The organism is Desulfosediminicola flagellatus (assembly GCF_005116655.2).
Lineage (GTDB): Bacteria > Desulfobacterota > Desulfobulbia > Desulfobulbales > Desulfocapsaceae > Desulfopila > Desulfopila flagellata.
Map to the genome: position 1 here is coordinate 2,626,171 of NZ_CP050698.1, position 14,550 is coordinate 2,640,720.

Sequence of the window (14,550 nt, forward strand, 5' to 3'; positions counted from 1 at the left end):
GAAGTCATCAAATCGACATTTTCCCGTCAATCGTTTGTCTGGTAAATACCACACGACGGCTCCTCCAAAAATGCAATTTATGGCGGCGTAAACCTATAGAAAAAAATGATTACAGAAAACGTAACACTCTACGTAGACTCAAATTTTACCAGCCCCTACGCCATGGCGGTGTTTGTAACACTTGTAGAAAAAAGTATTCCTTTCGAAATGATAAAAATCGATTTAGGGGCCAAAGAAAACTACCAAGCTGAATACTCAGCGCTTTCTCGTACATGTAGAGTACCAACATTATCTATAGGTGATTTCCATTTATCCGAATCTTCAGCTATTACTGAATATCTCGAAGAGATTTATCCTCCACCACAATTCGTATCAGTATATCCGAGTGTTAAAAAAGAGAAAGCTATAGCAAGGCAAGTTCAGGCATGGCTCAGGAGTGACTTTTTAGAAATACGTGACGAACGGTCAACAGAGGTAATTTTCTACTCGAAACAAAATCCATTACCTCTTTCTGAAGCAGCAACCAAATCACTCGACAAGCTAATTTCTGCACTAGAAAATATACTTACAGATGACCGTTTGAACATTTTCAGTGAATGGTGCATAGCCGACACAGAGTTAGCATTGATGTTAAATCGGTTAATAATGAACGGTGACGATATACCCAAGAAACTCAAGAGCTACGCCGAACATCAATGGAAAAAAGAGTCTGTCCAAAAATGGGTAAGTCTGAGTCAATCATAAGTTAAAATATCAAAAGGTTAACAAGGCGTTTCACACCGTTTCACTGCGTTACGCTCGTACTCGGGTTACAGGAATTGGGTTCAAACCACCTACTGCTGTGGCAAATTGAGTGCTTCATCCAGATGTAACAGAACCAGGTTCCAACAAGGCTTTTTCTGCTGAGCATAAAAAGTCACGACCGCTGAAAAGCATCGTTAGTCATCTAAAGGAAATCGAATGAACAACATTTTACAAAGCCATGAGATTTTCAAAACCGACTTTGTGAGGGCAGAGAACTGTTATCTATATGATAAAGATGGTAAACAATATGTTGATTTTGAGTCAGGCATTTGGTGTACAGCTCTCGGACATTGCCATCCTCGAATCAATAACGCAATGATAGCACAAATTCAGAAGGTCATTCATCTTGGTACGCGCTACCCTCATTCCCTTGCCCAGGAAACCGCAAAAGATATTCTCGATATCACCGGGATTGATGACGGCAAATGCGTCTTTCTGAGTTCTGGTAGCGAGGCGGTTGAATTTGGCGTGCAAATAGCAAGACGGGTTGCTGAAAAACCTTTATTTCTCACATTCTTTAACTCTTATCTTGCGGCCTACGGTTCTGCAGGAAAAAAGGACACTGATGAATGGGAATTGTTTGATTGGAGTGCATGTGAACATAGTGCTCAGTGTGACTGCTTAGATGCGATCCCATTTGAAAAAATAGGTGGTTTTGTTTTGGAGCCAGGTGGAAGTGGCACTGGGTTTGTTCAATTCCCACCCAAACAACTCGTAAAAAATATTGCCAAGAGAGTTAAACAACATGGTGGTATTCTGGTTGCCAATGAAATAACCACAGGTATCGGTCGCACAGGGAAATGGTTCGGATACCAGCACTATGACATCCAGCCCGATATCGTCGCTATAGGTAAAGGTATTGGAAATGGATATCCCATCAGTGCGGTCGCAGTAAGCCGGGATATTGCAAAAATAACTGAGTCTAGTGGATTTGGTTACGCTCAGTCTCATCAGAATGACCCTCTGGGCTGCTCAATTGCTAAAGAAGTAATCACTGTCCTAAAGGATGAGAACCTCATTGAAAAAGGCAAAGCAGTTGGAGCCTTTTTTCTTGAGGGTTTGAAACGAATTGAAAGAAGTTTTGATGTTGTCAAAGAGGCTCGCGGAAGAGGTCTACTACTTGCTTTAGAGTTCTATCCACATGCTATAATTACAGCAACGTGGGCTTATCATAAGCTTTTGGAAAAAGGTTTCCTGGCAGGGTATTATCCAAATGGTAATATTCTACGGTTCGATCCAGCGTTGACGGTTGATAAAAAAGACATTGAACATTTGCTGGCGAACATTGAAACACTATTAGAAACTACGGACTAACAAAGCCATGCACTTGGATGCAAAAATGCAGAACTCTTTTGCATCGGTGATGTCAATCAGGCAAGTAACCTGATCAACAAGGCCGAGCAATACGCTTCCGGAGATAAATAGACAATAGCACAATGCCTTGCACACTGACGGGGATTCCACTTCACTTCACCCCTGCCGTTGATGGTCACGTTTTCACAATGGTAGACAATATACCCTATGCCAAAGAGATCAAAAAAGTTAACAAAAGCTCAAAAGCAAAAGAGAACAGAAGATAAAGCAGAAATGCGGAGGAAATATAAATCGGTAATGATGAATGGCAAGCAAGTTAGAATCAAAAGGCCTCCTACAATAAACGGAATCCCTGCAAACGAATATATTGAAAAATATGCCGATCCGATTTGGCTCCACCAAAACGGCATGAACGAAATTCTTCATGCACGAGAAAATACCATAAATGACGAGTTTGAAGAAATAGATCTAGATGAAGAAATACCATTTTGATCTATCACTGTTTCTCTCTATTTAATAAATACATCTCGCTAACCAATCGTTACCTTAAATAAAAACACTAAAGAATTCAAATACTTCAATGACAAATGTTACTTCTGTATATCAATAAGTGAATTATTAGAAATAATACCGCCCCTCTACTCTACGCTCTCAATAAGGTAAATTGAAGATATTGACCAAGTTTCAAGTAGAACAACACAATGTCGCGGAATATTTTATCTTTCAACTCAGCACAAGAAAAAATATTTAAAAAAAGAATATTATGCCCTCAATTGAAACACTATTCACATTTACCATAGCAGCTATAATACTAAACCTCTCTCCTGGACCTTCGAATCTTTATGTAATGGCCCGTAGTATAAGTCAAGGGACTCAGGGTGGTGTTGTTGCAGCATTTGGCCTGGCTTCTGGACTTATGGTACATGTTATCCTTTCAGCTCTTGGAGTATCAGCAATATTTAAGTACTCTCCATTTGTATACTCCGTGGTAAAAATTGCTGGAGCTATTTATTTAATATATCTCGGTGTACTATATTGGAAAACATGTTCTTCTGATATCCAATCCATAAAAAGTAAACGACTAAAGAACAATTTACAGATTTATAAAGAAAGTGTTTTAGTTGAGCTCACCAACCCTAAAACTGCTTTGTTTTTCTTAGCATTTCTCCCTCAATTTATTACTGCCGATGCAGGACCAATTTCCACACAGATTATAGTTTTAGGTTCTATCGTCACGCTTACAGCAATTCCTTGTGATATTTTTGTTGCTTTCACAAGTACAAAAATCTCTTCATGGGTTTCGGCAAGGAATCAAACCAAACACATTCAAGAACGTGTTTCCGGGTCTTTGTTGTTGGCTATGGGTGGCTTTATAATTGTCGAAGAGGTCATCGAGTAACAAAAGGTAAGTATACAATATCAAGACTATAGATTCTAGAGGCGAAAGATTTTTGTTTGGCAAGAAATGGCCTAAGAAGAAAATTATCGAGTTGTATAATAACTCCATACATGATGAAGACGAACTAGAACACTATTCATTCAAGTCTCTATCAGCTAAGAAAGTTGAGAAAATAGTTACAGATATATGTAATATTCTGGAATCAGAATAAATCGTCAAGAAAGGTCGGCAAAAGTCCTCGATATTTAGAAGAATACACTATGAAACAATTACAGAGGACATTGTTCTTTATAACATTTCCAGTATGGGTGTTTAGCTTCACTATCATACTCAATGTATTTTCAAGCTATTTGTCTGCAGAAGAAAAACCTGAAATGATTATAAGCTATTTAATACATACTTTAAGATCAATTAATAAACCTGTATGTGAAAAAGCAGCCGATAATCTTCAGTCATTGACTGATAATAAATCAAACTATGACTTACATTTGCGGAATGCTGATTTAACGTATAAGGAAATACAACGCATTGCAGAAGCAATCAAGACCGTTCATGATAAAAGAGGACCTTCATTAAAATCATTTAGCATGAGCTATAATAAACACTTAGGAGATGAGGGTGTATTTGTTTTAGTCAAAGCATTGCCTCCAACAGTGACGGAGATTGGGCTTGTACAATGTGGTATTGGCGACCAAGGTGGAGATTCATTAATTTCGTGGGCAATAAATGCTCCAAAACTAAAATGGTTGTGTGTTGAACAAAATTCATTCTCTGATGAAATTAAACGTAGATTTATACAATTAGGAAAAGAACGAAATGGCCTATTGGTCGTTTTATAAAATCTGATTACCATTAATTTTCAGCAACGAAAGGTGAGGCGTAAGGTGTGAGGCGTAAACGACACAAGCAATCAATACTTTCCAATCACTTGATATCCCACTCGATATGAAGAAATCACCTCACAAGATGGTCCGTTTTATCAATAGTTTTCCCATGACAAAATTGCCCTGTTGAAACCAAACTGAGTTTCGGTGGCAATCAGATAATAAAAAATAGAGGTTGTTTTTTTAACTAGAAGATAGCGACAAGATAATACAAATACAGACATTTAACACATTACAGTAGGTGTTCTTTCTCGCGCAAAATCACAGAATTCAAACGTTATCATGATATAATAAAACACAATCAAGAATGGAGATCAATTGTTATGAAAAACATAATTGGTTGTCTCGTTAGAAGTATACCTATTGCTGCAGCACTCATAAGTATCGGATATTTTATTGTATTTTTTATCCTTAAAAATACACACCAATTAGACTTCACCCTCTTTGTTTTAGGTGCAATACCGATTGTAATATTCTTACCAAGTGTTTTCAGCCAATCAAAAAGTGGTGCCTTACATACTCCAAAAGTGATTTTTCGAAAAGTTGAGACTCTTAAGAGTAAAGAAAAGCACGAAAATGAAAACATATTTCCAGCGCTAAGTTATGTTCTTGCTGGCGTTATAATCTGGATATTCAGTTCGTTAATCTATTAAAATAAATTCGTATAACAATGTGTTCAATAACGCTACACTGTGTTTAGCAGGACTCGCTGAAGCTCGATATGGTTCTATCCAGATGCGCTAGTAAACTGATCGAGACAGATTTGAAAATGAAGATGTTTACACTATAAATGATCCCTTTATTATATTTCAGAATATTCGGAGGCTGAAATACGCCATAGTATTTGGCCAAAATGCATGCAAGAAAAGTATCCAGAATTTGAATAGCGCGTAGATACCCAAATTTCACCAACCAACCCACAATAGTCAGGCAGGGAACGAGTGTGTCCACGAAGATTGGCTTAATCAGTGATGTGCATGCCACAGCAGGCCCCGTGCATGACGCTTTTTCGATTTTTCAGAGACAGAGGGTGGATCGTATCTTCTGTTGTGGAGACAATGCCGGGTATGGAACAGAGCTGGTCCAAACCGTTGATTTGATAATCAGGAATGGTTGCGAAACGATTATGGGAAACCATGACCTTTGGTATCTAGACACCCCAGCAGATGGGAAAGCTGAGTTTGTCGTTGATTTTTTAGAGAAGTTGCCTTTATCGCTACAAATAACCTTGGAAGGGAAACGTATTTACTTCGTTCATGCAAGTCCTCCCCTGTCACTCAGAAAGGGGATTACCCTGTTGGATGAAAATGCACAGATCTTGCCCGACCGTAAAAGACAGTGGACAGATGAACTGGCAGGATCTAATTTCGATGTGCTCGTGGTCGGCCATACCCACCAAGTGTTTGCAGAACAGCTGGGCAATGTTCTGGTGATCAATCCGGGTAGCACGAAATTTAACCACACTTGCGCGATACTCAGCCTTCCTGAGTTGGAGATTCAAATATATCCCTTATCAAATAAAAAACCGGTACACGTCTGGCACTGGAGGATGGGAGGAAATGAAGTAATGACTTGAAATATAGGTCAAAATAGTACACTTTCCTCTGTGAGGCCATCCGAGAATGGCCTTTTGTTGACGAGACAATTGTCGAGAAAGATCAAGAACCTCGGAAAGATGTAAAACCGGGCGAGTTAATCCACTTCGTACCGAAAGAGAACCTGTTCGTATTACTCACCAGCATGATCTGGACGAAAAGTATTCTTCCCCTGGTGATTTCGGAGACTGTTTACCTGATTCGTCGTCCCGGCAAGTCGGTACACCATAAAACGCAAATGAATTCGGACACAAAAGGAAGGTGTTTGAGGTAAAAAATGTTCAACCCGACAGACTTCTATAACTTAAAAAACATGATAATCTCGTAAGATCCTAATGAATATACTCATTCTTGCTATTCTATTGATATCAATATCTTTTGCCGTATTGATTTTTCAACAATTATTTTTTGGTCTTAAAAAGGAACACTATGAAAAAGATCTTGAAATAATACACAATGAGTTGTGTTGCTATCATTCGGGACGAATGATAGCGTATTCACTCCCATTTATTAGACATACTTTCTATGATAATTTTGTAGTGATTAACGGCAAAGGAGAAAATGAAAGAATCGAGTACAAATATATTGTCAAAGCACAAATATCTCCAATACCATTATTTTCATTCGGCCTTTTAAAATGTAATATTGAGTACGACTATTTAGATATAGCCAACAAAGAAAGGCGTTCTGTTATTTTATCAACACGGTATCCTGAAAAAATATCGGAAATATTGAAAAATAAAGCTGTCGCAACAAATATATAACACACACTCATACCATCAGACATCTACAGAACGATACGCATTTATAACATGCTGAATATCAACAGCATTTCTTTGCTGCATTCGCTGGAGATGATCCAGTGTTTTTTTGCGATAGTTCACAGCGACTTTTGCTTGTTCAATCGTATCAGCTTGCCAGATCAACTCACCAACCGGGCTGATTTTTGATAGATTACCAGTGTTACCTGCAGATGATGAAACCAATAGTATCTCGTAGAAACGTTTGTTTTCTTCAACTAACACTTCATTTATAAGACTGAAATCAAGCTCAATGAGTTGCTGTCGCAGTGCAAATTGGTGGTATACCGGGCACAACAGGAAATCGATATCTTTTGCGGAGTGTTTCTGGTGAATACTATTGACGAAGTGAGTGAGTAGATCACCACCAACTCCGGCGATAATGACCAGGCTTTTTCCTTCATATTGTTCGAATGGTATTGCTGTCACATCAAGGCAATGAAGCTGCCAGCGTGATGGTGAACTCTGGTAAAAGCTTTGCAGATTACTTTCCAGCTTTTCCATAATCTCAGGAACAATGTCAACAAAGTGGATATGTGGTGCTGCGCATCTGGATACTAGAGCTGAACCTAACAATCCATGGTCACAGCAACAATCCCAAATGTGGGTATAGTCAGGCGTAACCATCGATTCAATGTGTTTCAATCTCTTGCTAAGTTTCAATGTAATACCTCTACTGCTGGCTGTAATGGTATAAAGCTTGCGTACTGGTACCGCTTATTTATAGTGCGTTGAACATCAAGACATAGAACGAGTTTCATTCTTACCTTGGCCTGCCTGATCTGAAAAGAGCCAAAAACACCCTTCCTCCCCTTCGTATATTCCATTTCCATTACATTTAGCTGTAGTTGTAGGGATATTTGAATAACCCATACCAACATGGCATTGTAAATTCACCTTACAAAAATCATGGCAAATGCTGCGAGTGTATTGTAACTAATTAATACATAACAAATTAAAGTAACAAAAAGTCTCATCTTGCCAGCACACTTTAAAGGAGAAGGAGATTGGGGCTGATAAGGTCTTTAGAACATAAATACTCAACGTAACGAGAACCAGGTCATGAACGATAATGATATTGTTGTTGTAGGCGCGCCGCTTGACTGTAACTCATCCTACCAAAAGGGACCGGCGCTTGCTCCTGCCAAAATAATAGAAGGGTTTTACTGCAAGTCTTCCAATATGTGGACCGAGAATCTGATCGACCTGGAGACATCGCCTGGATGGCGTATCAAGGGAGATATAAAGATTTTTGATGAAAAAAAGGCCTTTTCGCAAATAGAAAGCGAAATAGAAATGCTTTTAAAAACACAATCGCGAGTTATCACACTTGGTGGAGATCACTCTATCACCTTGCCGGTCGTTCGTGCCTACTCAAAAGTTTATAAAAAACTGAACATACTGCATTTCGACGCACATCCCGATCTTTACCATCAATTGGATGGCAATCGATATTCTCATGCGTGTCCATTTGCCAGGATCATGGAAGAAAATTTAGCAGTTCGATTGGTGCAGGTGGGCATTCGTACAATGACTGGCCATCAACGTGAACAGGCTGATCGTTTTGGAGTCGAGGTCATAGAAATGAAAAATATCACTGCTGCAAAAAAAATATCCTTCAACGGACCAGTATACCTGTCATTAGATCTGGACTGCCTCGATCCAGCCTATGCGCCAGGTGTCTCTCATCATGAACCAGGTGGAATGACAACCAGGGATGTTCTGGAAATACTCCACAACCTAAAAGGCAATCTGGTCGGAGCTGACATTGTGGAGTACAATCCAGCACGTGACATCAATGGCATGACCGGCATGGTGGCAGGCAAGTTCTTAAAGGAGTTGATCGGCAGGATGCTTAGGGGCTGATTAGCCTCCTATTAACGATACTAATGCGTGGATATTTGGCTTGAATATCCTGATAAGCATTATGGAAATCAGTTTCTCTTGAATTTGCAATGATGATAAAACAGAAACATTCCATCAGAAATCCTATTATTGCACCTTACACATAAGGGCTCAGAGGCAATCAACTCTGAGCCCTTATTATTTTCACGAAGTTCCTTGTCTCTTCATCCTATGTGGACAATAGCGTAAGTACCGCTCCCCTCTTCTCCCCGCAAAAGAAACAACAGCACGTAACCTTTTTTTATTTAGCTCACATTTTTTATTCAAACATAACCTAACAAGGTATAGAGTTTACTGTGAGCTCTGAAGAGGAAACCTTATTCGATTCTTCTATGCTGATTTTCTACGGTGCTTTTTTCGATTGAGTTGTACAGCAATGTGTCATCCAAAAGAGCAGGTGTGAATCATTTTGGCACCGCTGAGGATACCCATCAAAACCGATTAGGAACATACCAACACGGAGGACTTTTTTATGGCTAAAGCAGATTCAAATATTGTTGTAGACCACGGAAAAAGCGCTTTGTCCGATCTCTGGACCAAGGAGGATTACCTGGCAATCTGGCTTGGGTTTCTGGTCATTGCTGTTTGCCTTGTTGCCTATCTGGTATTTGGACCAAAGGCTGAATTTGCCATCAAGATCGAGGCAGCAAAACAGACCCAGATGACTGAGGCGGCTCGGGCCCCATTCAAAACCGTTGCATACTACAATGCCGCCGATGATCTTAAAAAACTTAAAGCTTCAAGTGCCACCGGGTTTGGGAAATTTATATCGTACTGGACTAAAAAACCCGGGAGTTGGAAAAATAATCCATTTGACTCTCTTGTCTTTACAGAAGCGCAGGCAACTGCGAAAAACACCAAGGCTATACCTGCCTACGAAGAAGCCAAGACTAACGCAGCGGCTATGCTGTCTGGTGCTTTAGCAGCAGAAGAGGCAGCGGCTACCGCACTTTTTAAAGATCAGGCATTAAATGAAACAGCCGAAGCGAAGATTGTCGACTGGCGTGCAGCTGCAAAAAAAGCGTCATCTGCAAAGAGCAAAACCACTAACAAAGCATTCAACCGTATTCCGTCGCTGATTGGCCTTTGTCTGTTTATGATAGTGTTTTTTGGTGTTGGCCTCAAAATGATGGGCTACAGCATCGTCAGGTTCGGTAAGGGATTTGTCATTGTATTTCTGGTGGCAGTCATTGCCCACATGCTTGGTGGACAGGCGATTTCAAGACAATATGGTTTTGGCGCAGAGGCCTGGGGCGTTCTGCTTGGAATGATAATTGCCAACTCTATCGGAACCCCGAAATGGGTTCTGCCTTCCTGCCAGGTTGAATTCTTTATCAAAACCGGTCTTGTCCTGCTGGGTGCGGAAGTGTTATTCAGTAAGATTATGTCCATTGGTATCCCAGGGATTTTCGTCGCCTGGGTAGTTACCCCTGTTGTTCTGGTGTCGACATATATCTTTGGTCAGAAAGTCCTGAAAATTCCTTCCAAAACCCTGAACATTGTAATCTCCGCCGACATGTCTGTGTGTGGAACATCTGCTGCGATTGCCACTGCCGCCGCCTGTAGAGCTAAAAAGGAGGAACTCACCTTATCCATCGGTCTTTCTCTCGTCTTCACCGCTATAATGATGATTGCCATGCCTGCTGTAATCAAGGCTGTTGGTATGCCTGAGATCCTTGGAGGTGCCTGGATGGGCGGCACAATTGATGCAACAGGCGCAGTGGCAGCCGCTGGTGCCTTTCTTGGGGAGAAGGCATTATATGTTGCAGCAACCATCAAGATGATTCAGAATGTCATGATCGGTGTTACCGCATTCTGTGTTGCTTTATACTGGTGCATGAAAGTAGAGCAGGACGGAACCGAATCACGTTCCGTCGGCGCTGGTGAAATTTGGCACAGATTCCCTAAGTTCGTACTCGGTTTTCTCGCTGCCTCAATCCTCTTCTCTTATCTTGACACGAACCTTGGTAAGGAAATGAGCAGTGCTCTTATCGATCAGGGCGCAGTGCGAGGCGGTACACGACTCCTGCGCGGCTGGTTCTTTGCTCTTTCTTTTGCAGCTATCGGTCTTTCAACAAATTTCAGGGAACTTGCCAAGTATTTCAAGGGGGGAAAACCATTGATTCTCTATGTCTGCGGCCAGAGCCTCAACCTGGTTCTTACCTTGACTATGGCGTACATCATGTTCTATCTGGTGTTTCCGGAAATCACTGCTAAAATCTAACAGCTACAAGGAATGGGCCGGGGAGCATTTCTCCGGCCCCTCTGAACTGTATGGAATCAACTATCACTAAAAGCCTGCCACAACGATTACTGATTTTTTTTGTCACCTTCGGGGCAGCACTAGTGTTTGTGTACGTTTTCCTGCCGTACCTTACACGTTCATTCGACATTCTTAACAGCATGTCACGCTATCTCGATGATAACGGGATTGATCCTACCAGATATTATTATACAGATGTTGAACAGGTTCAGGAGGCTGAAGAGTATCTGGAATCTGTCCTTGAGGAAGAGTAGACAAAACAAACCAACAAACCTTTACTATCAGTGCTCATGAGTGAATTCGTTACTGAAGAAAAAAAACAGAAAATCCTCGAATACGAAGAAGCAATGGCCAGTCAATTGGCGCGGCGGGTGCTGGAAAAGCCGGTACCTCCTGTCTGGATGATCTTTATTCCTGTATTCTTTGTGTTTTATGCATGGAAAGTTAAAGAGTATTCAAACGGGCTGAAAAGCTTTGCCAATCACTACCTGCTCTCCAGGCGCCTGGCCCTTGATACCGCTTGGGAATCTGTGCAGAATGATACACATCCTGAAATTGCACGGCTGATTGAAAAGGCAGAAATCATGGCTCCGGAAGCAGTTCCCCTCTACCTTGGCTGGATCACGCTACTGACTGATCATTACCGTAACCTTTTAACTTCACCTGGAAAAACTGTCGAAGAAATGATCCGTAACTATTATCGCAACAAATCCAGCTATATGCTATTCAGCAATCAGCTTAATACCGCAGAGAATACCTTCAACGCAGCTCTATTACCGAAAATTGAGGGTGACCAACAGGATATTCATTTCATAGCCGCCAGAATGCAGCGTAGCCTTAAAGACCTTTGTCGACAGGAAGTGGAAACAGTTTTTTCGTAATCTTCCAGGAGGCAAAATCAAAAGAGATAGCATGAATGGAGTCTGAGCCGTTGGATGCCACCTTTGCCCCGTTGAGACACGTAATATTCTCAAAGGAGCAAAAGTGTTATTTCAAATGAGCCAGACCGTACACTTCAGGAGAGCACATTGTATTCCAGGCAAATTATAGCTGTTGCATTTACAGCTATATTTTGAATTTAGACACCAGCGATGTCAATTTTTCGGAAAGTTGTGAGAGCTCATTTGCAGATTCACGTACATTCTCACTGCTTTCCTTAACTTCTATAGAACGCTCTTTGACCTGTCGAACCCCATCACTCATGTTTGTCGTCATTTCATTACTGTTAGCAATATTTTCGTTTATCTCTGAAATGCCCAGAGACGCCTGTGTGACATTTTTGACGATCTCATTGGTTGTGATTGATTGCTCTTCAACAGCTGTAACAATTCCATTTACAATATCGTTAACCTGACTAATTACGCCTGTTATTGCCTCGATATCTTTAATGGTACTGGTTGTTTTTACTTGTATGCCATTAATAGCCTCACGGATTTTGCCAGTTGCTTCAGCCGTGCCTTTGGCCAACTCTTTGATTTCATTTGCCACAACGGCAAATCCCTTACCGTATTCGCCGGCCCTGGCTGCTTCTATGGTGGCATTGAGGGCAAGCAGATTAGTCTGCTCAGATATTTCTGTAATTGTTTCAGTTATTGAACCAATAGCTTTAGCTGCCTCACCCAGTTCTGAGATTCCTTCATGGGATCGCTTGGTATCTGCGACAGCTTCTTCAGTTGTCTGTCTTGCCCTGGCACTATTTTCTGCTATTTCCTGAATCGTTGACCCCATCTCTTCTGATGCGGATGTTATCATATCCAGGCTGGTAGTCGACTCTTCCATGGCTGCCGATACTGAACCCATATTGTCGGTAACATCCTGAGCATTTAAAGCAGCTTCATCTGCAATAGTGGTAGTTGATTCAGCATTTTCAACCATCTTGTCTGAAATTGCTGCAAGTTCAGTCGAGGCAGCAGCTAACGATTGGGAGGATCTGATAATGTCTTCAAGCATTTCCCTCCCTTTGGAGACCATAACTGCCAAAGAGTTCGTTAATTGACCGATTGCATCATCGACATTTGATGAAAAATCAATGGTGTAATCGCCGTCACCGACCTTAACCGCTTTCGCTGCAAGATCTTTAAGGCTTGAATTTATTGAACGAACCAGCAGGATAGTGATAAATATCGAAGCAGCAATAATACCAACTGCAACCAGCAGGCTATTACTGAGCATCTTTTTATCTAATCCGGCGACAATATCGGTACGGTTCATTCCAACCGCCAGAAAGACACCCCATTTATCAATATATTTCTTATACGTTACCTTTGCACTGCCCTTCCAGTCATACTCGACAAAACCATCCGGATTTTTAAAGGCAGGTACAATTTCAAGAAGATTGTCGCTAGGTTTTAGACTCGGATGTACAAGCACGGACCCGTTATCTGCATATACGAAAAAGTACCCGACTCCGATTTTGGTTTCGGAAACGAGTTTTCTTACCTGGTCTGATATCATCAATTGACCGACATAGATTGCGCCAACTATTTTGTTTTTGTCATTCTTGATTGGTTTATACGCTGTGAGGTACCAATCGTTAACAACAAAGGCTTTTCCACGAAATATCTGCCCGCCCATTATCGCTTTGTAAACAGGACTATCGGATGGGATATAGGACCCAACAGCACGTTTACCATCCGTGTTTTTGACAGTTGTGGCTATACGCAACAGTTTATCATCTACCAGTTGAAATATCGTAGCAGATGAAGTCGTAATTTTTTCAATCCCATCTACTATTTCAGTGTTTCCATTGAGAATGGTTTCACCAGCAAGGAGTTGTGGAATGCTTTTTTTTGTTGATGATTTTGTGACTTGATGTATCAGATTTTGTTGAACTAATTGAGATTCATCAAAAGTGAGCCCACCTTTAATGAAAAGTTCTTTTTCCAAAAGGGTCAAATCTGTATCTAACTTTTTTCGAAGATTTTCATCAATTGCATCAAGAGATTGATACAGACTGGCATGTATACTTTCGATTGCACTTTCACCTAGTGCATACAATCCTTTTTTTGACATCCTGACAGCACTCGCTGATGTGATCACTATCGAGACAATCAAAATGGAAAGCATTGAAACAAAAAGTTTCGTTGTGAACTTTAAGTTTTTGATTCTATTTAGCATATGTTCTCCATTTCTAAATTTACTCAACAAAATATGGGGAAAACGGAATAGTCACACCAGTATGTTTGTTGTCAAATCACTTCAATTCTCGATGTTCACCTGACTGCCTGTAAAATATCATTGCGCACATCAATACGTCGTATAAACAACTTCTGAAAATGCGTGGTAAATTGTGCATTTGTAACTGGACTACATGCGTCTATTTATATCCAATTGCTGTGTGTTTAAATGTATTATAGCATAGATTGTACCTATCTTTAATTGGGAAGAGATTTGTTTTCCTGATTATTTATAACTACTTCTAATACAAGTATAAAAAAGATTTATCTCCTACAGACAAGCATCTCAAACTGCCCAATTATTAGACATTTCTGAGCCAATAATGTGCTCTCTGTAGCCTTATTTTTAGACAGCTGGGTTAGTCGTACAACAAATTATTCTTCTTGTAGAAAGTTTGATTGGCAATCCA

The 14,550-nt window shown here is 40.6% G+C and carries 14 protein-coding genes; 12 read left to right on the forward strand and 2 right to left on the reverse strand.

The window, feature by feature from the left end:
• Positions 1–105 precede the first annotated feature (105 nt).
• From yfcF to FCL46_RS11010, 8 genes are all read left to right on the forward strand, one after another.
• Positions 106–744 carry a glutathione transferase gene (gene yfcF, locus FCL46_RS10975; protein ID WP_136810752.1) on the forward strand — a complete coding sequence of 213 codons (639 nt, stop codon included), beginning with the start codon at positions 106–108 and terminating at the stop codon, positions 742–744.
• A 216-nt stretch (positions 745–960) separates the two neighbouring features.
• Positions 961–2,118, forward strand: coding sequence for a class-III pyridoxal-phosphate-dependent aminotransferase (locus FCL46_RS10980; protein WP_136810753.1), 1,158 nt, complete (start codon positions 961–963; stop codon positions 2,116–2,118).
• Positions 2,119–2,325: 207 nt separating this feature from the next.
• Positions 2,326–2,610: a hypothetical protein gene (locus FCL46_RS10985; RefSeq protein WP_136810754.1), complete on the forward strand. Its 285-nt coding sequence runs from the start codon at positions 2,326–2,328 to the stop codon at positions 2,608–2,610.
• A gap of 271 nt (positions 2,611–2,881) precedes the next feature.
• Positions 2,882–3,517: a LysE family translocator gene (locus tag FCL46_RS10990; protein ID WP_136810755.1), complete on the forward strand. Its 636-nt coding sequence runs from the start codon at positions 2,882–2,884 to the stop codon at positions 3,515–3,517.
• A gap of 260 nt (positions 3,518–3,777) precedes the next feature.
• Positions 3,778–4,356, forward strand: a complete 579-nt coding sequence (locus tag FCL46_RS10995; protein ID WP_136810756.1) for a leucine-rich repeat domain-containing protein — start codon at positions 3,778–3,780, stop codon at positions 4,354–4,356.
• Between the two features lie 368 nt (positions 4,357–4,724).
• Positions 4,725–5,054: a hypothetical protein gene (locus tag FCL46_RS11000; protein WP_136810757.1), complete on the forward strand. Its 330-nt coding sequence runs from the start codon at positions 4,725–4,727 to the stop codon at positions 5,052–5,054.
• A gap of 290 nt (positions 5,055–5,344) precedes the next feature.
• Entirely contained in the window at positions 5,345–5,977 is a 633-nt protein-coding gene (locus FCL46_RS11005; protein ID WP_167506106.1) for a metallophosphoesterase family protein, read from the forward strand.
• Between the two features lie 354 nt (positions 5,978–6,331).
• Positions 6,332–6,760: a hypothetical protein gene (locus FCL46_RS11010; protein WP_136810759.1), complete on the forward strand. Its 429-nt coding sequence runs from the start codon at positions 6,332–6,334 to the stop codon at positions 6,758–6,760.
• 15 nt (positions 6,761–6,775) lie between these two features.
• On the opposite strand, the gene FCL46_RS11015 is transcribed toward FCL46_RS11010, so the two are convergent.
• Complete coding sequence (locus FCL46_RS11015; RefSeq protein ID WP_167506107.1) at positions 6,776–7,459, reverse strand: tRNA (adenine(22)-N(1))-methyltransferase; 684 nt, start codon at positions 7,457–7,459, stop codon at positions 6,776–6,778.
• A 399-nt stretch (positions 7,460–7,858) separates the two neighbouring features.
• Between FCL46_RS11015 and speB the strand changes: the two genes are divergently transcribed.
• From speB to FCL46_RS11035, 4 genes are all read left to right on the forward strand, one after another.
• The gene (speB, locus tag FCL46_RS11020; protein WP_136810760.1) at positions 7,859–8,662 is read left to right on the forward strand and encodes an agmatinase; all 804 of its coding nucleotides are present in this window, start codon (positions 7,859–7,861) and stop codon (positions 8,660–8,662) included.
• Positions 8,663–9,173: 511 nt separating this feature from the next.
• The gene (locus FCL46_RS11025) at positions 9,174–10,925 is read left to right on the forward strand and encodes a YeiH family protein (protein WP_136810761.1); all 1,752 of its coding nucleotides are present in this window, start codon (positions 9,174–9,176) and stop codon (positions 10,923–10,925) included.
• Positions 10,926–10,975: 50 nt separating this feature from the next.
• Positions 10,976–11,218: a hypothetical protein gene (locus tag FCL46_RS11030; protein WP_136810762.1), complete on the forward strand. Its 243-nt coding sequence runs from the start codon at positions 10,976–10,978 to the stop codon at positions 11,216–11,218.
• 36 nt (positions 11,219–11,254) lie between these two features.
• On the forward strand, positions 11,255–11,845 hold the full coding sequence (locus FCL46_RS11035; RefSeq protein ID WP_136810763.1) for an NF038143 family protein: 591 nt from the start codon (positions 11,255–11,257) through the stop codon (positions 11,843–11,845).
• Between the two features lie 184 nt (positions 11,846–12,029).
• On the opposite strand, the gene FCL46_RS11040 is transcribed toward FCL46_RS11035, so the two are convergent.
• A complete protein-coding gene (locus FCL46_RS11040; RefSeq protein ID WP_136810764.1) occupies positions 12,030–14,081 on the reverse strand; it encodes a methyl-accepting chemotaxis protein in 2,052 nt (683 codons plus the stop codon).
• Positions 14,082–14,550 lie beyond the last annotated feature (469 nt).